This window comes from Rhizobium sp. M10 (assembly GCF_002531955.1).
Lineage (GTDB): Bacteria > Pseudomonadota > Alphaproteobacteria > Rhizobiales > Rhizobiaceae > Rhizobium > Rhizobium etli_C.
Map to the genome: position 1 here is coordinate 1 of NZ_NWTA01000025.1, position 21,084 is coordinate 21,084.

Genomic DNA, 21,084 nt, shown 5'->3' on the forward strand with positions numbered 1-21,084 from the left:
CCACGCCCATATCCACCACCGCACCTTCATCAACGGCAACCGCACCGTCGTCTTCCCGGCAAGCCCCGGAAGCTACGCCTCCGAACGCATGGGCTGAGTCGCCGAGAGGTTAACGCGGCGGCAAGAATCTCGATCATGCCGTCGATGAGATCGTCGGCAACAGATCTTCATTCCGGTCATATGTGAGGATTATTCATCCTTTGCATAAATGTGAATTTATTCAATTATTTAGATAAATTCATCAACTGAATGTGGCCGTGTCACGTTAGGGAATATCGAGGCCGCGTTAACTTTTTGTTAACCATGTCAGCGGTAGACATGGTCAACGATTTCTTCACACAGATGACCAAAGTGCTAACAGACGCTCGCTCTATCCGCATCAAGGGCCGCTCCTTCCTGGCCGTCATGTTGTCTCCGGACCTTCCTTTCGATGATTGGCTGGCGAGGCTCGACGATCTGGCCGCGCGTTCGGCCGGGTTCTTCCTGGGACGCCCTGTCGTGCTCGATCTGACGGACCTGCAAATCGACAAGCCGCAGCTGAAGGAGCTCATTGCCGAGCTTGCCAAGCGCAACGTCAGCATCATGGGCATCGAAGGCGCTCGGCCGTCCCTTCTCGGCTCCGGCATGCCGCCGGCGCTCAAAGGCGGCCGCTCGGCTTCCGACATCGAGGTTCAGACGAGTGAGCCTGTCGATTCGTCGAGCAAGCCGGTGGCTCCCGAGATCCGCCCGGCAGCGACGCAATCCATCGTCATTCGCGAGCCGGTGCGCTCCGGGCAATCGGTGATCTTTCCGGAAGGCGACGTCACCATCGTCGGGTCGGTCGCCTCAGGCGCCGAGGTCATCGCCGGCGGCTCGGTGCATATCTACGGGGCGCTGCGCGGCCGCGCCATGGCGGGCTCGATCGGCAACGCCTCGGCACGGATCTTCTGCCGCAAGCTCGAGGCCGAGCTGGTGGCAATCGACGGCATCTACAAAATGGCGGAAGACATGGCGCCCAATCTTCGCGGACAGGCTGTTCAGCTCTGGCTCGAAGACGATGCGATCATGGCGGAAAAACTGATCTGACTACGGTCCGCGCGTCTTCAAAAGACGCGCAAAGGACGCGGCGCAACACTTTGAATTACTGCGGCACGGCAAAGGAGAGAGAAATGGGGAAAGTGATCGTCGTCACGTCAGGCAAGGGCGGGGTCGGAAAGACAACCTCGACGGCCGCATTGGGAGCGGCGCTGGCGCAACGCAATGAAAAGGTCGTCGTCGTCGACTTCGACGTCGGCCTGCGCAATCTCGACCTGGTGATGGGGGCCGAACGCCGGGTCGTCTACGACCTCATCAACGTCATCCAGGGAGACGCCAAGCTCACCCAGGCGCTAATCCGCGACAAGCGACTGGAGACGCTGTTCCTGCTGCCGGCGTCGCAGACGCGCGACAAGGACAATCTGACGGCCGAGGGCGTCGAGCGCGTCATCAACGATCTGAAGCGCTATTTCGACTGGATCATCTGCGACAGCCCGGCCGGCATCGAACGCGGCGCGACACTTGCCATGCGCCATGCCGATGTCGCCGTCGTCGTCACCAACCCGGAAGTGTCGTCGGTGCGCGATTCCGACCGCATCATCGGCTTGCTCGATGCCAAGACCGCCAAGGCCGAACGCGGCGAGCGGATGGAAAAGCACCTGCTGCTGACCCGTTACGACGCCAACCGCGCCGAACGCGGCGACATGCTGAAGGTCGACGACGTGCTGGAAATCCTCTCCATCCCGCTGCTCGGCATCGTGCCGGAAAGCATGGATGTGCTGCGCGCCTCCAACGTCGGTGCGCCGGTCACGCTGGCCGAAAGCCGCAGCCCGGCCGCCATGGCCTATTTCGATGCCGCCCGCCGGCTCGCCGGCGAGACCCTGCCGATGGCCATCCCCGAGGAAAAGCGCAATATTTTCGGCAAACTTTTCGGACGGAGGGCGGCATGAATATTTTCCGTCTCTTCAACAAGCAAAGAACCGCGCCCGCCGCCCGTGAACGCCTGCAGGTGCTTCTCGCCCACGAGCGCGCCTCGGCAGGATCGGACCTGGTCACCCTGCTGCGCGAGGAAATCCTTGCGGTGATCGCCAAGCACGTCGAACTCGACCACGACAAGGTGCAGGTGACGATCGACCGCAACGAATTTGTCTCGACGCTCGAGATCGACGTCGAAATCCCGCTGAACGCGGCCGTACAGGCCGCTTGAGGGTAAAGACACGCTTGTCTCGTTGCCCTGAAGATACGAAAGCCGCCATGGAACATGGCAGCTCAGTTTGATGGCAACCTTGCTCTCCTCGACGTCATCCTCGGCCTTGTGCCGAGGATCTGCTGCCCTATCGACCGGGGCCAGATGCTCGGGACAAGCCCGAGCACGACGAAATGAGGGCTTGGCCGACCTTGTCAGCAGTCTGAGCCGCCATGGAAAACATGGCGGCTTTTTGCGTCGATCTTTCCGGCCGAAAGGCTCAGCGGCCGCCCTCGATCTTGCGGTGGCGCTGGGCGATGCCGCCCTTGCCATAGGGATAATCGAGAGGCTGCGGCGCACTGACCTCGTTCAGCCTGGCCATTTCCTCCCCGGAAAGCTCGAGCTTCATGGCGCCGAGATTGTCGGCGAGCTGCTCGGGCGTGCGGGCGCCGAGAATGACCGAGGTGACAGCCGGCTGCGCCGCCGTCCAGGCGAGCGCCACCTGCGCCATGCTGACGCCGCAGGCCTTGGCGATGTCCTCGACAGCGCCGATGATCGCCCAGGTGCGTTCCTGGGCATTGCGCGGCGCATAGGACTCGCTGCCGCGATTGGGGTTCTCGCCGAGGCGGGTGGCGCCGGTTGGCATCTCGTCGCGCTTGTACTTGCCGGTCAGCCAGCCGCCGCCGAGCGGCGACCATGGCAACAGGCCCATGCCGGCATCCTGGCAGGCGGCGACGATTTCGAGCTCGATGTCGCGGGCGAGCAGGCTGTATTGCGGCTGCAGCGTCACCGGCCGCGTATAACCGCGCGCCTTGGCGATCTCCGACGCCTTGGCGATGTGCCAGCCGACATAGTTGGAGAAGCCGTAATAGCCGATCTTGCCTGATGAAACCGCATCGTCGAGGAAGCGCAGCGTCTCTTCGATCGGCGTCAGCGCGTCCCAGGCATGCATCTGGTAGAGATCGATCTGTTCGAGGCCGAGGCGGCGCAGCGAATCGTCGAGCGCCTGGCCGAGATGCCGGCGCGACAGGCCGATATCGTTGGGTCCGTTGCCCATCGGAAACCGGCCCTTGGTGGCGACGATCGCCTGGCGGGCCTCGGTCGGGCGCGCCTTCAGCCAGCGGCCGATGATCTCTTCCGACTTGCCGGCGCTGTAGACATCGGCGGTATCGATGAAATTGCCGCCCCAGGCGAAATAATCGTCGAGCAGCTTGTGCGAGGCCGTCTCGTCGGCCTCCGCGCCGAAGGTCATGGTGCCCAGGCAATAGGCGGTAACGACGGCCCCGCTGGGACCGAGCTTGCGATAATCCATATCTTCCTCCTCATGCGGAGGCCCGCAGCCGACGCGCAAAATCGCCGGGGTAGAAGCCGGGGCTTCCGCAATCCAATGACAATATCGAGCTTGAGGCGGCCGCTGCCGCCGGATGACGTATGGCGCCCTGGGCTCATCCAGCGCAGGGGCGAGGGCAGCATAACCAATCCCGCCCGTGCCACAAGTGGGAAAACATATTCCCGCGGGCGGGCGACAGTTACGGATTTTTCGATAACGAGGCGGCGATCCGATCGGCTGCGGCGATACCGGTGTCGTAGGCGCCGTGCGCCGTCGAATAACGCGAATACGAACAGGCTTCGCCGGCAAAGAAAATCCGCCCATCATGTGGTGCTGCGAGCACGCCGCGCAGATCCGAGGCGCCGGGTTCGGCATAGGAATAGGAGCCGCCGATATGGGGTTCCGCGGCCCAGGCCGAGATCGCCGCCACCGACAATTCCCGGCGGATATCCGCGCCGAATTCCGCCGCCAGCTCATCGGCGGCGAAGGAGAAGGCGGCGTCTCTGCCCTCCCGCTCCAGGTCATGGGCGAGGTCGCCGGCAAAATAGGCTTCAACGACGCCAGCCCCCAACGGCCGGAGCTGATAGGTGCCGGTGGCGCCGCGGCTGATGGAGCCGAGCATATGCGTATCGGCCGGCAGCGCCTGCGGATGCGCGAGCCCGAGGAAGAGTTTGTCGGCGAGCCCGAGCGGCAAACGGGCGGCCGCCTCGGTTTTGTCGGGCAAAGGCGGATCGAAGGCGATCTTTTCAGCGGCAAGCATATTCGTCGAAACGGTCACGAGCACGGCGCGGGCGCTCAGCACGCCTTGGTTCGTCTCGATGCCGATCCGGCCGGCATGTCGATGATCGATACGCCTGACCTCGACGCCGAGCCTTGCCGGAACCGGCCTGCCATAGAGCGAGATCAAGGTTCCGTAGCCCTGGCGCACCCGCCAGTCGGGACCAGGGCCTGGGTCATATCTGTTGTAGTCGACGACCGAAGACCGTTCCAGTTCGGCGCCGGTGATGTAGGTGCCGATTGCCCGGATCTGGCCGTTCCAGGGATTGCCGGGTTCGAGCATCGCGGCCAGATCGGTATCATCGCCTTCATGGCTGTCGAGGCGCTCGAAATAGCCGCCGATCGCCTCCTGCGCGGCATGGATGTCGACGCCATCCCGCTGAAGCCGCCGCCCGCCGTTCCAGGGCGCAGGCGTGCGGTCGACCGTCAGTCCCACCTTCTCGGCAATCGCCGTCCAGGCATTGGTCCGCGCCCCGTGCAGCCAGCCGCAGCCGAGATCGAGCGCGATGTCGGATGCTCCCGGCAGCCCGACCGTCCAGGCCCGGCCGCCAAGACGATCACCGGCTTCCAAGAGAAGGATCGAAAGATCCGGACGGATTGCCTGCAGGCGGCGGGCAGCAGCAGTGCCGGCAGCACCGGCGCCGATGATGACGACGTCCTCGTCGGCCCCCTTGCCGTTGTCACCAGACATGTCTTCTCCTTTGGCTGCGCATGCCCAGCTAAACTTTGATGTCCACAAAAGGCAAGGGCTGGGGATAGCGCCTCGCGCGGTGGATTAAACGGCGTTTGCGTGACATACAGGTCCGATGAGCGTGCAGAGAGATTCGCAACTCGACATGTTTGCCAAGCCATCGCCGCAGGTGACGAAGGCGTCACCCGTGGTCGCCAAGGCGCGCGCTCCATCGCGCCGGCCGCCGTTGGAGCCGGCCGCCCGGTCCGATGAAGATATGGCGCGCACGCTCGAGGAGAGCGGCAACTATCGCATCCTGAGGAAATTGACCGCCCGGCCGATTGCCTCGGTCAGGCGGCCGGAATTTTCGCGGCTCGGCGTCATTCTCGATACGGAGACGACCGGTCTCAATCACCGCAACGACGAGATCATCGAAATCGGCGCCGTTGCCTTCACGTTCGACGACGACGGCGCGATTGGCGATATCGTCGGCATCTATGGCGGCCTGCAACAGCCGTCGCGGCCGATACCGCCGGAGATTACCCGGCTGACGGGGATCACCGATGCGATGGTCGAAGGCCAGGTCATCGATATGAGGTCGTTGAGCGCCCTGATCGAGCCGGCCGATCTGATCATCGCCCACAATGCCGGTTTCGACCGGCCGTTCTGCGAGGCCTTCTCCAGGATTTTCGCCGGCAAGGCCTGGGCATGCTCGGTGTCGGAAATCGACTGGAGCGCGCGCGGCTTCGAGGGCACCAAGCTCGGTTACCTCGTCGGCCAGGCCGGCTATTTCCATGAGGGCCATCGCGCGGTGGACGACTGCCACGCGCTCCTGGAAATCCTCGACCGGCAGCAAGGTGAGGGTGAAAGCCCGTTTGCCGAGCTCTACCGGGCCAGCCAGCGCTCGCGCATCCGCATCTTCGCCGAACACAGCCCGTTCGAAATGAAGGACCACCTGAAGGCGAGGGGCTATCGCTGGTCTGACGGAAGCGACGGCCGCCTGAAGTCCTGGTGGATCGAAGTCGGTGAAGATGATCTCGGTGACGAACTCTCCTATCTGCGCTCGGAAATCTACCGATGGAGAGAGGCGGATCCGCCGACCGTGCGGCTGACGGCCTTCGATCGTTTCAAACTCTGACCGCGAAGCGGTTCGGATCCTGAACTAACCCCTCCCGACACGACCCATGCAAAGACCGCATAGGTGCAGTGATGCATTGGCGCTGCAACAATCGCGGGTCTCATATTATATACGGGTCATCGAAGCGAACGAAGCGCCAAGGACTGGCAGCTAGGCTTCGAAAGCCCACGGAAAGGGGATCATCATGAACGTAGCACGCTCTTTCAACAATTGGCGCAAGTACCGTCAGACGGTCGCTGAACTGGGCCGTATGACCACGCGCGAACTGGACGACCTCGGCATCGGCCGCGGCGAAATCCGCAACATCGCCCGTGCAGCCATCGGCCGCTAACGGCCTGACAGACGACCATCTTCGAGCCTGCCCAGCGCCTGCTTCTCCCGAGCGGGCGCTTTGCTTTTGCGGTGCCTGCCAGCCATGAGCATTTCGCATAATGCATGGCTGCCTTGCAAAGAAATGCCTATCAACTGGGCATAAAATAAGTATGATTATTTCCATCGAAGCGATGCATCTCCTCCCGCATCCCTTCGATATGCAGGCGCCCATCCTCCTCCCAAGGTCGCCTGCGGGAACGACAGCACTCCTCCTCCCAGCTGTCGTTCGGTTCTTTTCGAAAAGCCTGCCGCACCTCCTCCCGCGGCAGGCTTTTTCGTTTTGGCCACCGGACCACGCCGAGGGCGGCCGCTTGCGATGGGGATGTCGTCATCAAACCCCGAGCAAATTCTCCTGTCTGTTCTCAGCTCTGCTTGAATGCTCCCACCGCCTCGCTTGTCTTTAAGGCAAGCGCGGACAAAGCTGTTGACACCGAACTTGTCGTACAACTATGTAACCAGACGGATACCACCGCAGCGGAAAACCGTCAGATATGACCAGCTTTCCGCAATAGCGGCACCGCCTGACGACAATGAAGCTGAAGGAAAATTGACATGCAGATCGACGTGAGACACGCCTCCCACCCCGAGGCCGTGCGCGGTTACGACACCGAAACGCTGCGGCGTCACTTTCTGGTGGAAACCATCTTCGAAGGCGGCGAGATCCGGCTGACCTATTCCCATTACGACCGCATGGTCATCGGCGGCGCCACGCCGCTCGGCAGCGGGCTGACGCTGACGGCGCCGACGGCGATCGGACAGGAAACCTTCCTTGCCGAGCGTGAACTCGGCGCGCTGAACATCGGCGGCGCCGGCCGCATCATCGTCGACGGCACCAGCTACGATCTTGCCAAATATGATTGCCTCTACGCCGGCAAGGGCGCAAAGGACGTCAGGTTCGAAAGCGCGGATGCCGCCAATCCGGCCAAGTTCTATCTGGTCTCGACGCCGGCCCATCAGACGCATCCGACCGTGCTGCTCACCCGCGAAAAGGCCCGCCACCTGACGCCGGGCGAAGCCGCGACGGCCAACAAGCGGTCGATCTACCAGTTCATCCACCCGGAGGTCTGCCAGTCCTGCCAGCTTACTTTGGGCTTCACCATGATCGAGCCGGGCAGCGTCTGGAACACCATGCCGGCCCACACGCATGACCGGCGCATGGAAGCCTATCTCTATTTCGATCTCGAAGCCGAGCAGCGCGTCTTCCACTTCATGGGCGAGCCGCAGCAGACCCGGCATATGCTGGTCGCCAACGAGCAGGCGGTCATCTCGCCGCCCTGGTCGATCCATTCCGGCGCCGGCACCAAGAATTACAGCTTCATCTGGGCGATGGCCGGCGACAACAAGAGCTTCACCGACATGGACCATATCGTCATTGCGGATCTGAGGTGAGCGCCGTGGCCAATCCCTTCGATCTTTCCGGCAAGACGGCCGTCGTCACCGGCGCCAATACCGGTATCGGCCAGGCCATCGCGGCCGCGCTCGCCGCGGCCGGCGCCTCGATCGTCGCCGTCGGGCGCTCCTCGATGGACGAAACCGAAGCATTGGTGAAGGAAGCGGGCAGCCGTTTCCACGTCATCAAGGCCGATCTCGCCACCATCGAACCGGTCAAGGGGATCGTCGCCGAGGCCATCCAGACCTTCGGCGGCCTCGACATCCTCGTCAATAATGCCGGCATCATCCGCCGTGCCGATGCGCTCGACTTCACCGAAGAAGACTGGGACGCGGTGATCGACGTCAACCTGAAGACGGCCTTCTTCCTGTCGCAGGCGGCCGGCCGCCATATGGTCGACAAGGGCAGGGGCAAGATCATCAACATCGCTTCGCTGCTGTCCTTCCAGGGCGGCATCCGCATCCCCTCCTATACCGCCTCGAAAAGCGGGCTTGCCGGCCTGACCAAGCTGCTTGCCTGCGAATGGGCCGGCAAGGGCCTCAACGTCAACGCCATCGCGCCGGGTTACTTCGTCACCAACAATACGACGGCGCTGCGCGAGGATCCGGATCGCAATGCCGCCATCCTCGCACGCATTCCGGCCGGGCGTTGGGGGAAGCCCGATGAACTCGGCGGTGCGGCCGTATTCCTGGCATCGTCGGCATCCGACTATGTGCATGGCACGGTCCTGCCGGTTGACGGGGGCTGGCTGGCGCGGTGATCCGGCCTGCCGCTCCCGAGTTTCACAGCCGCCAAGCCGCACGTCGTTTTTGCCTTTCCGGCCGGCATGGGTTAGCAAAGGCATAGCGGCGGGCGCCGGCGCCTCGACAGGCAGGATTTCGATCGGGATGACGGACAAGGACAACGCGCTCTTCACGACCATTCGCCAGCCGCCGAACCTGCGCAGCGGCCTTGCCGATACGCTGATGGCACAGATCGAATCCGGCGACCTGAAACCCGGCCAGCGCCTGCCGACCGAACAGGCGATCATGGCGGCAACCGGCGTCAGCCGGACGATCGTGCGCGAGGCGCTCGCCACGCTGCGCGCCAAGGGCCTGATCACCACGCACCAGGGCCTCGGCGCTTTCGTTTCAAACGATCCCAACCCGCGCTCCTTCTCCATCATTCCCAACGACCTGCAGTCGATCGATGAGGTGCTGCGTGTGCTGGAGCTGCGCATCGGGGTCGAATATGAAGCCGCCGGTCTTGCCGCGCTGCGGCGCACGCCGGAAGACATCGATCGTATGCAGGATCGTCTAGACGCCCTCGACAAAGCACTGGAAAAGGGCGGATACGGCGCACAGGAAGATTACGCCTTCCACCGGTCGATCCTGGTCGCGACGCAAAATTCCTATTACAGCCGCCTCTTCGACACGTTCGGCGATATTATGGTGCCGCGCCAATGGGCGCGCCTCGACAAGATGACGGCTTTCGAGCGCAAGCGCCATGCCGCCCGCATGCGCCGGGAACACCACGCCATCTTCGCGGCGATCCGCGACGGCAACGAGGCGGCCGCGCGCCGCGCCATCCGCAGCCACCTGTCGAAGAGCGCCGCGCGCTTCGAAGAGCTGCGCGACGCGACCAGCCCGTCGTGACCGTCTTCGTTACATCTGCGGCTTCGGCTTCATCAACCGCCGCCAGGCGGCATGATCGGTCCGCAGATCGACGGCGGCGTGCGCCGCCGGCAGCAGCGGTTTGCGGCTGCGCCGGCCGAAGCGTCGTTTGAAGCCCAGGATGTTTTCCACGAAACTCCTGGTGTAGAGGCCCGGCCCGCTCGAATAGATGCGCCATCCGCCGTCGACGGCGACCTTTCCGGCCTTGACGCGCGCCCAATCATCCGCCGCCTGATAGCGATCAGGGAAGGCCGCGTCGCTGCTGCTGAAATAGGTATTGCGCTGGCGCAGCGACGCCTGCGGCAAGGCCGCGGTGACGGCGATCGGATTGACGACGGCGATCGCCTCCCAGAGCGCGTCCGCCGCTCCGTCCAGGGCAAGCGTTTCGCAATAACGCAGATGCGCATGCACATACATCAGCCCGATCTCGCGGCCGAAGAAGGAGGAGGATTCGGCCCGGCGGAACAGCGTTTCAGGCCCGCCGGCGTAGGTCGCGGGCTTTTCCATCAGCCGCACGCCGTCGGGGAAAAGCAGATGCTCCTCGATCAGCCGCATATGATCGCGCCGCTGCGCCGGCGTGAACAGCTTGCCGAGCATCGCCTGCGTCATCGCGATCAGCGAGAAGGAGAGGCCGGTGCGCGTGTCGCTCGGATGCAGCAGCAATTCGACGCCGTTATGGGCCGGGTCGAAAATGCCATAGCCGGCGACGACGCCGTCCCGCACGAGATGGCGGTTGAAATCCCGGCGCATCGCCATGGCGATCTTCCTCAGGGCCTTGGCTCTCTCGCCAAGGCCGAGACGGCGCAGGATGGCGGAATAACGGACGATCTGCTCGTAGAGCAGGGCGACTGTCCAGCTGCTGACCATCCAGTCGCGCAGATGCGGATCGGCCGGCTGCAGGGAATCGTTCCAGTCGCCTTCGCCATAACGGATCAGATGGGTTCCCGGGATGAAACGCTCGCGGACGGTATCGAGCAGCTTCTCGACATGGATGGCAATGGTGTCGGCCTCCGGCGCCTTCTGCATGGTCTTTTCATCGCGCCAGGACACCTTCTCGTCGAGAATGGCGAGATCGCCGGTCGCTTCGATATAGTCGCACAGCGCCTTCAACGGCCAGACGACGATATCGCCGTGGCAGTCGCCCGCCCGGATGTTGGCATAGGGCTCCAGCATGAACCATTGCGGCCAGTCGCCTTTTTCCAGGTACTGTTCGCTGAAGACGGTTTTCAGGACTTGCTTGGCCTCGCGGTCATGCTCATAGGCGAGCAGGAATTCGATCGGCCCCTGGCAGGCGTCGCGCGTGCCCCAGGCCGCCCCCGTATATTGTTCAAGTCCATGCGGCACGCTCAGATGCACGATGGCGTCATGGGCAAGCCAGGGCAGGAGGGTCGCCTGGGCGGCAAGATCGGGCGAAGCGCTGTCGATCCGCATGCCGCGCACGGCGTTGCGCCAGAATGTCGATGCCGGCGCGAGCATGGCCTCATCGCTGACGCCTGCCTCATACCGTTGCGCCAGCCGCTCGGCGTCTTCGGCATCGGTCATCGAGCCGACGACGGCGAAGGAGAGCGCCTGCGTCGGCCGGGAGCGCAGCGCCACGAAAGCGCCGTCGCGCGCGAGGCCATCGCTATAGAGCAGCTCGTCGCCGCCGATCTCGTCGATGGCATCGGGCGTCGAACTGACCAGCCAATAGACGGCATCGGGGTAACGCCCGCCCCAGAGCCAGGCGGGGTCGGGCCGGAAGGCGACGCGTTTGCGCGAGGGGTCGAAGTCGATCTGCCCGCCCGCGTCATATTCGCGCTCGCCGAGCACGACATGACCGAAGACCAGGAAGCGGCACGGCTTGCCCTCGACGGAGAGGCTCCATTGCATCGCCGCATCCTCGCCGGAGGCGACGGCCGTCACGATGATCGTCTGCTCCGGGCATTGATAGATCCAGCGGCAGTCGCTCAAACCCATCTCGAAAGCCGACGGCACCGCCAGAAGCTGCCAGCCGGCGCCGACATCCGCCATGATGCGCAGTCCGCTGGCCCGCGTCAGATTGTAGGGATCGCGCGAGACGGAAAAGAGCTTGTGGAAGGACGTGTTGCCGATCGTCAGCTGCGCGGCAAAAATGCCCTGCATCCAGCAGGTGGCGGCGAGTGTGGCGTCATCCAGCAGCATGTTCTGGCCGCTTCGGACGATCGCGCCGTGACGGCGCGCGACGGCGAGTTCCTTGTCGCGCAGCACGACATGGCGGTTGAGCGCACCGTCCGGCACGAAAAACGATAGCAGTTTTCCGTGGCCGCGCTCTTCCAGGCTCCGCTCGGGATAGAGCCGGGCGATCGCCTTTTTATCCAGCGTCTCAACCTCCAACAGAGGCGCGTCCTGGAGCAGGCTGCGAACCGGTGCTGCCGCCTCTCGCTCGACGGCCGCATCGTCCGGCAGCGCGATGCCGTCGAGCCGCGAAAGATCGGCATCGCTCGACGCCTCGGGATGATCGGCGGCGAACAGGGCAAAGAAAGTCGCCGTCGCGCCTTCTGGTGCGACCGACAGCGATCGCGATTGAACGGCAGGGCAGGCGGTCTCCTGCTGCCGCCGTTCGCTCGGCAGCGGCGTGCCGAAAGCGCCGACCAGCAGGTCGTCGAGCCGGCCCTTTGCCTGCACCAGCTGGATCGCATCGGTGGCATAGGCGACAGCCCCGTCGAGGCAGCCTTGCGCCAGCCAGGGGTTGCGGCCGCCCGACTGTTTGAGATTTTGCCGGTTTATCACGACGCAGCCATAGGCCTCGTGCTCGGAAATGTGGTGATCGACATATTGCGAGGCATAGGCCTCGCTGTTCATCAGAAAGCCGCGGTCGCCGAGGCCGACATCCTGGATCAGCACCAGATCCGCCGGCAGCGTTCCCTCTTGCAGATGTCGGATCGAGGCACGCCAGAACCATGCCGTTTCGGAGGGATGAAGCGCGAGGCGGACGTCATAGGCGATATCGCCTGTCTTGCCGCTCCAGGAGAAGCTCGTCGCATCATAGGCGAAACTGCCTTTGGCACGGGGGCCGACGATCTCGACGACATCGGGGCGGGCGCCGCCGACGCGCAGATAAAGGCGGCCAATGCCGCCGATGAGCGGCGAGCCCTGGATCTGGTTGATCTGCACCGATCCCTTGTCGTCGGCATAGTCGATGGCAAACAGCGTCCCGTTCGGCAGCGCCGATATCGACAGGCCGAAACCGTTGCTGATCGTAAAGAGGCCAAGCTCTTCGCGTCGTGGCATTTGCAAGCTGCGCGTCCGGTTGGGGGCCATGGAGATCTCGTCGATGAGTGCCAGAGGGGAATCAGAGGATGGCGCAAAAAGAGTGAGAGAAATCTTACCGGTGATCGGCAGATCGACAAGGTCTCGTGAAATGGCGGCTCCATGCCCGAAATGCGACCGAGCCTGGCCGGGGGCCAGGCTCGGGGTTCGATCAGCGAATGTGGTCCGGGCGTTCTATGCGCCCGGCTCCCTTTGCATCGACCAGAATTAGCCGCGGAACAGCGACAGGATGTTCTGGGACGACGAATTCGCGATCGACAGCGACTGGATCGCCAGCTGCTGCTGCGTCTGCAAGGCCGTCAGCTTGCTCGACTCCTCCTCCATATCGGCATCGACCAGGCGGCCGACGCCGGAGTCGATCGAGTCCGAAAGCGCACTGACGAAGTCTTCCTGCAGTTCGATGCGCGTCGAGATCGAACCCAATTGCGCACCGGCCGAGGTCATCGCCGACAGCGCCGATTCGATGGTCGACAGCGCCGACTGGATCTGACCGGTGGTAAAGTCGGTAATGTCGAGCGAGTAAACGGAATCGCCGTTTGCATCGGCCGTTCCGAGGATACCCGAGGAGGTTTCGATCGACCCGCTGCTCATGCCGAACAGCACGTTGCCGGCGGAGCTGGTGTCCAATGCATATTCCGTCATCTTGACGGACACGGCGCCGGAGCCGTCGCGAACGAAGGACGAGACGACGCTTTTCGTGCCGCTCTCGCCGGCAACCCAGTTCTCGCCCGAGAAGGACGCTGACTGGGCAATGCTCATCAGCTGCTCCTGCAGCTGGCTGATTTCTTCCTGGACCTTGGACTTGTCGACACCGTCTTCGGTGGCGGCCACGAGCTTGGCTTTGATCTCGTCGACGACGTCGATCGCACTTTCCATCGCCGTGTAAGCCGTATCGACCTTTGCCGCGCCGAGGCCAAGGGCGTCGGAGACGGCCGAAAGGGCCTTGTTGTCGGAGCGCATCGTGGTGGCGATCGACCAGTAGGCAGCGTTGTCGGATGCGGTGTCGACGCGATAACCGGTCGAAACGCTGTTCTGGGTCGATTCGAGGTTGGAGTTGATGCTGCGCAGCGTCTGAAGGGCAGCCATCGCGGAATTGTTCGTATTGATGCTCGTCATTGGAAATTCGCCTGATTCGGAAGTTGGACGGGTTGCATCCCGGGAACATCCGGGCCGTGGCGAGCAGCCTCATGCTTATCGACCCGTATCGGGCGGTCAATTCGCCATCGTTGGATCAATTATGGTACTTAAAGGTACCTTAATCGTTAACGCGCGGCGGCCGGCCGAAATTTTTTCCCGAATTGCGACACCTCGACCATGGGGCGCTTATCCTGTGATCGGCGGCCGGCATTGGCCCTGGGGTCGGCCGCCGAAATTCCGCATCGCCGATTGACGCCTCGGTGAAAAACCGACTATCAATATTAAATCAATTTGATTGACTTCAACCGCCATGCCGATCCCGGCGCCTGTGCCGGAACGCTCAAAACCTGGTTTTCCTCAAGGAAGAGTGATGATGTCGACACCGCGACCGAACGCCCTGCGGCTTGAAACCCTTTGGAACCCGCCTGCCGACGGCAAGGAATTCTCCTACGTCCTGCGCCTCAAGAACCTCGGCAGCGAACCGCTTTCGAGTTTTTCCCTCTGCGTCAGCGGCCCGGGCCGTGTCGATCCCGCCGGGCGCGTCGAAGGCGCGACCGTTTCGCAGCGGCTTTCCAATTTCACCGAATTCCGGCCGCCGGCCGGTTTCGTGCTCGGCGCCGGCGAGACCTGGACAATCTCCGTCTATGCGCTGAGCTGGCAGTTCCGCCACTGGACGGACGGCGCGACGAGCGCCTATCTCGCGCTTTCCGATGGCAGCACCGTCGTGCTCGGCATCGAGCCGACGCGCTCTTCGGTCAGCAATGCGGCCCTGAAGCGCGGCGCCGAAATCTATCCGGTTCCCGCCAACGCGCCCGTCCAGATTTCGGTCATCCCCTGGCCGAACCACGTGGCGGTCGCCTCCCGCCGTCCGCTGCCGGCCGGTTTTGCGCCGCGGGCGCAGAGTGGCGAAGGGGAGGCGGCGGCAAAAGGCTTCGCGGCGCTGGTCGACCATCTCTTCGCCGTCGAAGGCATTGTGCGCACCGAGGCGGAAGGCGCGGTGCCGGTCGTGCTGAAGGATACAGCCGGCTTCGGCCCCGAAGCCTATCGGCTGAGCTTCGACGAGGAGAGGCTGACGGTCGAGGCGAGCAGCCGTACCGGCTTCCTCTACGGCCTCGTCACGCTCGGCCAGATCTGGCGCGGCGCCAGGCTGCATCCCGGGGTCTTCCAGTTTCCTGCAGCCGGCGAGATCATCGACGAGCCGTCGATGGGCTGGCGCGGCCTGCATCTCGATGTCGCTCGCCAGTTTTATGGCGCCGCCGAGGTCAAGAAGCTGCTGGCGGTGCTTGCCTGGAACAAGCTCAACCGCTTCCACTGGCACCTTTCCGACGACGAGGCCTGGCGCGTCGAGATCGACGCCTATCCCGCCCTGACCGAGATCGGCGCCTGGCGCGGCCACGGCCTTGCCGTGCCGCCGCTGCTCGGCTCAAGCCCGGCGCGGACGGGCGGTTACTATAGCAAAGCCGTCATCCGCGAGATCGTCGGAGAGGCGAAAAGCTTCGGCATCGAGATCGTGCCGGAGATCGACATGCCCGGCCATTGCTACGCCATGCAGCAGGCGATACCGGAGCTGCGCGATCCGGCCGAGAAGGGCAGCTACTACTCCGTCCAGGGCTTTCCCGACAATTGCATCAACCCGGCCCGCGAGCAGACCTACGAAATCGTCGAGACGATCCTTTCGGAACTGATCGAGCTCTTTCCGTTCAAGACCATCCATCTCGGCGCCGACGAGGTGCCGCTCGGCGCGTGGTCCGGCTCGCCGGCAGCACTCGATCGCCTGCGCGCCGTCGCCGGCGACGCGGTTGCCGATGCCCATGCCAAGCGGCTGAACGTCGTCACCAATACGCATGGCGCCGACGATATTCACGGTTCGGGCGCAGCGATCCTGCAGGCGGAGTTCCTGGAACGCGTGCAGCGTTTCCTAGCGGGTAAGGGCTGCATCACCGGCGGCTGGGAAGAGGCGGCGCATGGCGACGTCATCGACAAGGAGAAGAGCTATCTCTGCAGCTGGCGCAATGTCGAGGTCTCGGCCGAGCTTGCCGAACGCGGCTATCAAATGGTCGTCTGCCCCGGGCAGGTCTATTACCTCGACATGGCGCTGAGGCCGGACTGGGATGAGCCCGGCGCCAGCTGGGCGGGGAATTCGGATGCGGAAAAGCTCTACAACTTCGATCCGCTCAGTGGCTGGACGGCGGCGCAGAAGCAGCAGCTGCTCGGCATCCAGGCCTGCATCTGGTCGGAACCGATGACCGACCGCGCCGTCTTCGACCGCCTCGTCTTCCCGCGCATCTCGGGGCTTGCCGAAACCGGCTGGACGAAGCCGCCGGCCAAATCCTGGGACCGCTTCAAGGCGCTCGCAGGGCTGATGCCGCTGCTTTACGGGCTGCAACAGTCGTAAGGCATGTCTCGCAAAAGTGTGCAGCGGTTTTGCGATAAAGACATGCGTAAAAGCAAAGACCTAAAGCGTGACAAGCGAATCTGAAAGATCGCGACACGCTTTAGCGCCGGCCTTCACTGTCGCTGCCGGTAGGCGGAGGGTGTGAGACCGGTGCCCAGCTTGAAGGCCCGGGTCAGGTGGCTCTGGCTGCTGAAGCCGCAGGCCGATGCGATCTGCGCGATCGGCTCCATGCCCGATAACATCGATTTGGCGCGTTCGACACGCCGGTGCGCCACCCAGCCATGCGGCGACACACCAAAGCTTGCCCGGAACATCCGCTGAAAATGAAAGGCGCTGAGCTGCCCGATATCAGCCAGATCCTGCAAGCGGATCGTCTCGCCGAGATGGGCCTCGATATAGTCCAGCGTTCGGCGGCGCACATGCGGTGCAAGCCCGCCGCTGATCGCGCGGGCGCGCATGCCTCCATAACGCGGATCGACGAAGAGATCGTTGATCGCCTGGGTCATCGCCTCTTCGGCCAGCAGATGGCCGCCCGCCAACATCGCTTCCGTCATCTGCCGAAGCCTCAGCGCCAAAGCGGGGGCATCGGCGAAGGTCACTTCGGGAAGAGCCATGAGCCGCGCATCGCGGTCGAACGTCTCGGCAAACATCCGGCGCATCTGATCGTCGGGAACATACAGATGGACGAATTCGAAGAAGTCGGTGATCTCCCATTCGGACGAATGCCCCTGCGGCATGATGCACAGCACACCAGGACGGCCGCGCGCGTCGGGGCCGCCATCCAGCCGACGCGTTCCGGCGCCGCCGCTCAGATAAAGACTGAACGTATGACCGTCCGGCCGCTCATAGCTCATCCGGTCATGCGCATTGCTCCAGATGGCAGCCGAGCGCCCGAAACCGAGATCGATCGACTGTGACATCCGCGCCTTGGGAGAGGCGGACAAAAACCTGAAAACCGAGAGGCGGCTATCTTTCACCAATTCTTTCCCACAGCTGGCCACGCGTTCAGAACAATACGAAGAGACGCCTGATATGGCGAGGGGGAAGTCCGGGCACATCGATTTCATAGCAAGAATCTGCAAGAGACCTGCTCACGCTTTGCCTATTCGTGGAGAAAACGAGGATTACTCCATGGCAAACGCCGTTCTTTTCATCGCGACCGTCCTCATATGGGGGACGACCTGGATCGCCATTTCGATGCAGGTCGGTCCTGTGCCGGTCCTGATCTCGGTCTTTTACCGATTTGCGCTGGCAGCGGTGATCCTCGTCGCCATCCTGGCCGTCATGCGAAGGCTCAAGCTTCCTGCCTTGCGCGATCAACCTTTCATCCTTGCGCAAGCGCTCTGCCTGTTCAGCCTCAATTTCATCTGTTTCTACAACGCCGCCGCCTCGATCCCTTCAGGGCTGATCTCGGTGATCTTCTCGCTCGCGACGATCTACAATGCCGTCAATGCACGGCTCTTCTTCGGCGACCGCATAACAGGCCGCACGCTCTTCGCAGCGGCGCTCGGTGCCACCGGCCTTCTCCTGCTGTTCGGAGAGGAGGTCGTCGTCGATTTCGATATGGACACGTTGAAAGGGATCGGGCTGGCAGCGCTCGGCACGCTGTTCTTCTCGCTGGGCAACATGGCATCGCGCCGCAACAGCGCGGCCGGAATCTCACCGCTGACCGCCAATGCCTGGGGCATGACCTATGGCACGATCGTCCTCCTCGTCCTGATTGCCGTGACGCAGACGCCGATCGTGGCACCATCAGGCATCACCTATCTTGCCGCGCTGCTCTATCTCTCGGCGATCGGATCGGTGATCGGTTTCACCACCTACCTGATGCTGGTGTCCCGCATCGGCTCCTCACGCGCTGCCTATGCGACTGTGCTGTTCCCGATCGTCGCCCTGTCGCTGTCGACGGTCTTCGAGGGCTACCACTGGAGCGGTCTCGGCCTGATCGGCCTGGCGCTGACGCTGCTCGGGAACGTGATCATCTTTGCGCGCCCTCTCAAGAGGGCTGCCCCTCATCCGGCTGCCGCCACCTTCTCCCCGCCCGCGGGGAGAAGGGAAGATGCCGCAACCCCTCCGTCCCTCGCCAACGTCTCGCAGGGCACGTCCCCTCTCCCCGTCGTAACGGGGAGAGGGTTAGGGTGAGGGGCATATCCCGTGGCCGTTGACCTACTCTCTAAGCTAACGGGAAATCGTCAAAATATCGGCCAACCTTTTTAGCCGACCGGCTTCTGCAGCACGTCGAAGCGTGGATTGGTTTCGGAAAAGATCGGCAGGGCGGCGGCGCCGAGGATGGCGGTATCCTGGCCGGTCATGCCGATCATCACACGCGGCACCGTTCGCTGCCGGCCGGGATCAATCGGATCGTGCAGCGGCTCCAGCCGCTCGGCAAGCCGGCGCATCAGCGATGGCGGCAGGCTGCCGCCGAGCACGATGGTCTGAGGATCGAAGGCGAGCTCGAGGAAATCGACGGTCTGCCGCAGCGGCTGGACGGCCTGGTCGAGCCAGGCGTCCAGACCGTCGCTGCCCCTGTCGATCAGCGCGTCGAGCGCGTCGGGCGACAGCTCCGCGGTATCGGCGATGCCCATGAATTCATAGGCGACCGACGGCGAGACATAACGATCGAGGCAGCCGCGTTTGCCGCAGCTGCAGAGCCTGCCATTCGGCTCGACGATGATATGACCGATCTCGCCGGCATTGTTGCGGCTGCCCTTGTAGAGATGGCCGTCGAGGAACATGCCGGCGCCGATGCCGCCGCCGCCGGCCAGAAACAGATAGACGAAGCTGGCCAGGCCACGGGCGACGCCGTGAAGGCGCTCGCCGATCGCCGCTGCCGTCGCATCGTTCTCGACCAGCACCGGCACGTTGAGCCGCTGTTCCAGCTCGCGGCCAACAGGAAAACCCTGCCAGCCGGGCAGGCTCTGCGGGCTGAGAGAGGTGGTGCCGCCCTCGGCATAGCGGCCGGGCAGGGCGAGGCCGAGGCCGAGCAACCGCTCCTGGTCGAAGGCGAAGGCCTGCTTGAGATGCTCGACGATCGACTGGAGGACCGGCATCGCCCTTTGCGGATCGGGGTGTTCGACCTGGCGTTCGATGCGCGCGCAGACGGCGCCGGAGAGATCCGTCAGCACGCCGCTCGCCCGCTGGCGGCCAAGCTCGAGGCCGATCGAATAGGCGCCGGCCGGATTGATCGAATAGGGGATGATCGGCTGGCCGCGCGCCAGCTTCTGCGCCTCGGCGGCCACGAGCAGATGCGACCGCTCCAGCTCCTCGACGATATTCGACACCGTCTGCGGCGTCAGCGCCGTCATCCGGGCGATCGCCGCCCGCGACAGCGAACCGTGCGTGCGGATCAACTCGATCACCACCCGCCGATTGTGAGACTTGGCCTGCTCGAGATTCGTGCCGGAGATCGCCTTCATGTCGCCTTCAAAGGAAATGCAGCCTCACCCTTGTCACAAGACGGGTAGGGATGAAAGCCACATTCTTCCTTCGGCCTATTGAACCTCGGCGTCGGCAGGCGCAACGGCCTTGCGTCGGTGCAGGAGGCCGAGGATCGTGATCCCCGACAGGCCGGTGACGGCGCTGACGACGGCGGTTCCCGAATAGCCCGCCACCGATGTGCCGGCGGCAAAGACCAGAGCGCCGATGCCGGCACTCGCAAAGATATTGACGGAGATCAGCGCGCTGCCGAGCCCCGGCCGGTCGGCGATGAGATCCTGCAGATAGGTGATCGGAATGCTGATGATCGCCGCCGCACCTATGCCGGCAAGCAGGGTCAGTGCATAGAGGTGCCACGGCGCGGAGGCAAAGCCGAGAAGGGCGAGGAACAGTGCATAGATGACGGTGCCGGCGGCAAGCGCCGTCATCTGCCCGGTCTTCCGGGCGATCCGCGACCAGACGATGATGAAGACGACCTCCAGAAGCGCGACGATGCCGACAAGAATGCCGACGTCGCTGAGCCGGCCATGGGCTGCGCCGGTGGCGATCAGCGGCAGCAGGGCGTCGTTCAGATGCAGCGTGCTGGTGATCAGCGCCACGCCTGCGATATGCGCCGAAATCCGCGGCGAAACCACCTGGCGGAGCGCTTCGAAATAGGTGAGGCGGCGAACCTCCGCCGTCATCGCTGCCGCGCGCTTCGGCAGGGCGAAGAGGATGATGCCCAGGCATAGAACGCAGGCGATGGCGGCAAAGAGATAGGCCGGCAGCATGCTCGATGCACCGGAGAGCACAAGGCCCGTCATGCCGGGGATCAGCACCCAGGAGAGCGAGATCATCGCCCGCACGCCTGAATTGGCCGTCACCATGTCGTTGCGGCTCATGCCCTGCATTGCCGCGCGCGCATTGGCAAACAGCAGCGAGTTCAGCGCCCCGTAGATCGGCATCGGCAGCAGCGCGCTGACGGCAAAGATCGCCGCGCTCGGAACGGCATAGATCATGCCGTAGCCCACGATGCCGAAGAGACAGGCGCCGATCATCGCCGAACGGTATTCGCCGAGCCGGTCGGCGAGATTGCCGAGCAGAACGCTGATCACCACGTTCACCGCCGCCGAGGCGAAGGCGAGGAAGGAATAGAGCCCGTCGCTCAACCCCAGTTCGCGAATGCCGACGATCGACCGATAGGGCGCGGTCATCGCCCCCGCCATGCCGAAGGTGAAAATGGCGATCATGCTGGCGCGGATCGCCGGATTGCGGAAGACATCAGGAAAGAGGCGGCTCATCGGGTCGTCAATCGTCAGGA

At 63.6% G+C, this 21,084-nt stretch carries 17 protein-coding genes and 1 pseudogene; 11 read left to right on the forward strand and 7 right to left on the reverse strand.

Annotated features, from left to right (window positions below; all coding sequences use genetic code 11):
* The 4 genes and pseudogenes from purU to minE all read left to right on the forward strand — a co-directional run.
* Window positions 1-97, forward strand: a pseudogene (gene purU, locus CO671_RS27695) (formyltetrahydrofolate deformylase); the annotation flags it as partial.
* Window positions 98-342: 245 nt separating this feature from the next.
* Complete coding sequence (minC, locus tag CO671_RS27700) at window positions 343-1,065, forward strand: septum site-determining protein MinC (RefSeq protein WP_097608687.1); 723 nt, start codon at window positions 343-345, stop codon at window positions 1,063-1,065.
* Between the two features lie 83 nt (window positions 1,066-1,148).
* Window positions 1,149-1,964, forward strand: a complete 816-nt coding sequence (minD, locus tag CO671_RS27705) for a septum site-determining protein MinD (protein ID WP_016736745.1) — start codon at window positions 1,149-1,151, stop codon at window positions 1,962-1,964.
* Complete coding sequence (minE, locus tag CO671_RS27710; protein WP_012490694.1) at window positions 1,961-2,221, forward strand: cell division topological specificity factor MinE; 261 nt, start codon at window positions 1,961-1,963, stop codon at window positions 2,219-2,221. The genes minD and minE overlap by 4 nt, the downstream gene beginning before the upstream one ends.
* 259 nt (window positions 2,222-2,480) lie before the next feature.
* On the opposite strand, the gene CO671_RS27715 is transcribed toward minE, so the two are convergent.
* On the reverse strand, window positions 2,481-3,512 hold the full coding sequence (locus CO671_RS27715; RefSeq protein WP_097608632.1) for an aldo/keto reductase: 1,032 nt from the start codon (window positions 3,510-3,512) through the stop codon (window positions 2,481-2,483).
* 217 nt (window positions 3,513-3,729) lie between these two features.
* Window positions 3,730-4,998 carry an NAD(P)/FAD-dependent oxidoreductase gene (locus CO671_RS27720; RefSeq protein ID WP_097608633.1) on the reverse strand — a complete coding sequence of 423 codons (1,269 nt, stop codon included), beginning with the start codon at window positions 4,996-4,998 and terminating at the stop codon, window positions 3,730-3,732.
* 115 nt (window positions 4,999-5,113) lie between these two features.
* On the opposite strand from CO671_RS27720, the gene CO671_RS27725 reads away from it, so the two are divergent.
* From CO671_RS27725 to CO671_RS27750, 5 genes are all read left to right on the forward strand, one after another.
* Complete coding sequence (locus CO671_RS27725; protein WP_097608634.1) at window positions 5,114-6,115, forward strand: 3'-5' exonuclease; 1,002 nt, start codon at window positions 5,114-5,116, stop codon at window positions 6,113-6,115.
* Between the two features lie 184 nt (window positions 6,116-6,299).
* The gene (locus CO671_RS27730) at window positions 6,300-6,446 is read left to right on the forward strand and encodes a DUF1127 domain-containing protein (RefSeq protein ID WP_010026285.1); all 147 of its coding nucleotides are present in this window, start codon (window positions 6,300-6,302) and stop codon (window positions 6,444-6,446) included.
* Between the two features lie 593 nt (window positions 6,447-7,039).
* On the forward strand, window positions 7,040-7,876 hold the full coding sequence (gene kduI / locus CO671_RS27740; protein WP_097608636.1) for a 5-dehydro-4-deoxy-D-glucuronate isomerase: 837 nt from the start codon (window positions 7,040-7,042) through the stop codon (window positions 7,874-7,876).
* Window positions 7,873-8,637: a 2-dehydro-3-deoxy-D-gluconate 5-dehydrogenase KduD gene (kduD, locus tag CO671_RS27745; protein ID WP_280953351.1), complete on the forward strand. Its 765-nt coding sequence runs from the start codon at window positions 7,873-7,875 to the stop codon at window positions 8,635-8,637. The genes kduI and kduD overlap by 4 nt, the downstream gene beginning before the upstream one ends.
* Before the next feature lie 127 nt (window positions 8,638-8,764).
* Window positions 8,765-9,511, forward strand: a complete 747-nt coding sequence (locus CO671_RS27750) for a FadR/GntR family transcriptional regulator (RefSeq protein WP_097608637.1) — start codon at window positions 8,765-8,767, stop codon at window positions 9,509-9,511.
* Between the two features lie 9 nt (window positions 9,512-9,520).
* On the opposite strand, the gene CO671_RS27755 is transcribed toward CO671_RS27750, so the two are convergent.
* Together CO671_RS27755 and CO671_RS27760 are read right to left on the reverse strand one after the other, a co-directional pair.
* On the reverse strand, window positions 9,521-12,808 hold the full coding sequence (locus tag CO671_RS27755) for a cellobiose phosphorylase (protein ID WP_097608638.1): 3,288 nt from the start codon (window positions 12,806-12,808) through the stop codon (window positions 9,521-9,523).
* A gap of 216 nt (window positions 12,809-13,024) precedes the next feature.
* The gene (locus tag CO671_RS27760; RefSeq protein ID WP_097608639.1) at window positions 13,025-13,933 is read right to left on the reverse strand and encodes a flagellin; all 909 of its coding nucleotides are present in this window, start codon (window positions 13,931-13,933) and stop codon (window positions 13,025-13,027) included.
* A gap of 394 nt (window positions 13,934-14,327) precedes the next feature.
* On the opposite strand from CO671_RS27760, the gene CO671_RS27765 reads away from it, so the two are divergent.
* Window positions 14,328-16,349, forward strand: coding sequence for a beta-N-acetylhexosaminidase (locus CO671_RS27765; RefSeq protein ID WP_097608689.1), 2,022 nt, complete (start codon window positions 14,328-14,330; stop codon window positions 16,347-16,349).
* Window positions 16,350-16,462: 113 nt separating this feature from the next.
* Here CO671_RS27765 and CO671_RS27770 read toward each other — a convergent pair whose 3' ends face one another.
* Window positions 16,463-17,203 (reverse strand): AraC family transcriptional regulator, encoded by a 741-nt coding sequence (locus CO671_RS27770; protein ID WP_097608690.1) that lies wholly within the window; start codon window positions 17,201-17,203, stop codon window positions 16,463-16,465.
* Between the two features lie 277 nt (window positions 17,204-17,480).
* Between CO671_RS27770 and CO671_RS27775 the strand changes: the two genes are divergently transcribed.
* Window positions 17,481-18,491 carry a DMT family transporter gene (locus CO671_RS27775; RefSeq protein ID WP_097608640.1) on the forward strand — a complete coding sequence of 337 codons (1,011 nt, stop codon included), beginning with the start codon at window positions 17,481-17,483 and terminating at the stop codon, window positions 18,489-18,491.
* A 71-nt stretch (window positions 18,492-18,562) separates the two neighbouring features.
* Here the strand turns inward: CO671_RS27775 and CO671_RS27780 are convergent, their stop codons facing one another.
* Window positions 18,563-19,765 carry an ROK family transcriptional regulator gene (locus tag CO671_RS27780; protein ID WP_097608641.1) on the reverse strand — a complete coding sequence of 401 codons (1,203 nt, stop codon included), beginning with the start codon at window positions 19,763-19,765 and terminating at the stop codon, window positions 18,563-18,565.
* A 75-nt stretch (window positions 19,766-19,840) separates the two neighbouring features.
* Window positions 19,841-21,064, reverse strand: a complete 1,224-nt coding sequence (locus tag CO671_RS27785) for an MFS transporter (RefSeq protein ID WP_097608691.1) — start codon at window positions 21,062-21,064, stop codon at window positions 19,841-19,843.
* Window positions 21,065-21,084: the final 20 nt, after the last annotated feature.

What these genes read in the sequence shown, in the direction of transcription:
- minC (WP_097608687.1), top strand. Translation starts at nt 343, where the DNA reads ATGACCAAAGTGCTAACAGACGCTCGCTCTATCCGCATCAAGGGCCGC.
- minD (WP_016736745.1), top strand. Translation starts at nt 1,149, where the DNA reads ATGGGGAAAGTGATCGTCGTCACGTCAGGCAAGGGCGGGGTCGGAAAG.
- minE (WP_012490694.1), top strand. Translation starts at nt 1,961, where the DNA reads ATGAATATTTTCCGTCTCTTCAACAAGCAAAGAACCGCGCCCGCCGCC.
- CO671_RS27715 (WP_097608632.1), bottom strand. Translation starts at nt 3,512, where the DNA reads ATGGATTATCGCAAGCTCGGTCCCAGCGGGGCCGTCGTTACCGCCTAT.
- CO671_RS27720 (WP_097608633.1), bottom strand. Translation starts at nt 4,998, where the DNA reads ATGTCTGGTGACAACGGCAAGGGGGCCGACGAGGACGTCGTCATCATC.
- CO671_RS27725 (WP_097608634.1), top strand. Translation starts at nt 5,114, where the DNA reads ATGAGCGTGCAGAGAGATTCGCAACTCGACATGTTTGCCAAGCCATCG.
- CO671_RS27730 (WP_010026285.1), top strand. Translation starts at nt 6,300, where the DNA reads ATGAACGTAGCACGCTCTTTCAACAATTGGCGCAAGTACCGTCAGACG.
- kduI (WP_097608636.1), top strand. Translation starts at nt 7,040, where the DNA reads ATGCAGATCGACGTGAGACACGCCTCCCACCCCGAGGCCGTGCGCGGT.
- CO671_RS27750 (WP_097608637.1), top strand. Translation starts at nt 8,765, where the DNA reads ATGACGGACAAGGACAACGCGCTCTTCACGACCATTCGCCAGCCGCCG.
- CO671_RS27755 (WP_097608638.1), bottom strand. Translation starts at nt 12,808, where the DNA reads ATGGCCCCCAACCGGACGCGCAGCTTGCAAATGCCACGACGCGAAGAG.
- CO671_RS27760 (WP_097608639.1), bottom strand. Translation starts at nt 13,933, where the DNA reads ATGACGAGCATCAATACGAACAATTCCGCGATGGCTGCCCTTCAGACG.
- CO671_RS27765 (WP_097608689.1), top strand. Translation starts at nt 14,328, where the DNA reads ATGTCGACACCGCGACCGAACGCCCTGCGGCTTGAAACCCTTTGGAAC.
- CO671_RS27770 (WP_097608690.1), bottom strand. Translation starts at nt 17,203, where the DNA reads ATGAGCTATGAGCGGCCGGACGGTCATACGTTCAGTCTTTATCTGAGC.
- CO671_RS27775 (WP_097608640.1), top strand. Translation starts at nt 17,481, where the DNA reads ATGGCAAACGCCGTTCTTTTCATCGCGACCGTCCTCATATGGGGGACG.
- CO671_RS27780 (WP_097608641.1), bottom strand. Translation starts at nt 19,765, where the DNA reads ATGAAGGCGATCTCCGGCACGAATCTCGAGCAGGCCAAGTCTCACAAT.
- CO671_RS27785 (WP_097608691.1), bottom strand. Translation starts at nt 21,064, where the DNA reads ATGAGCCGCCTCTTTCCTGATGTCTTCCGCAATCCGGCGATCCGCGCC.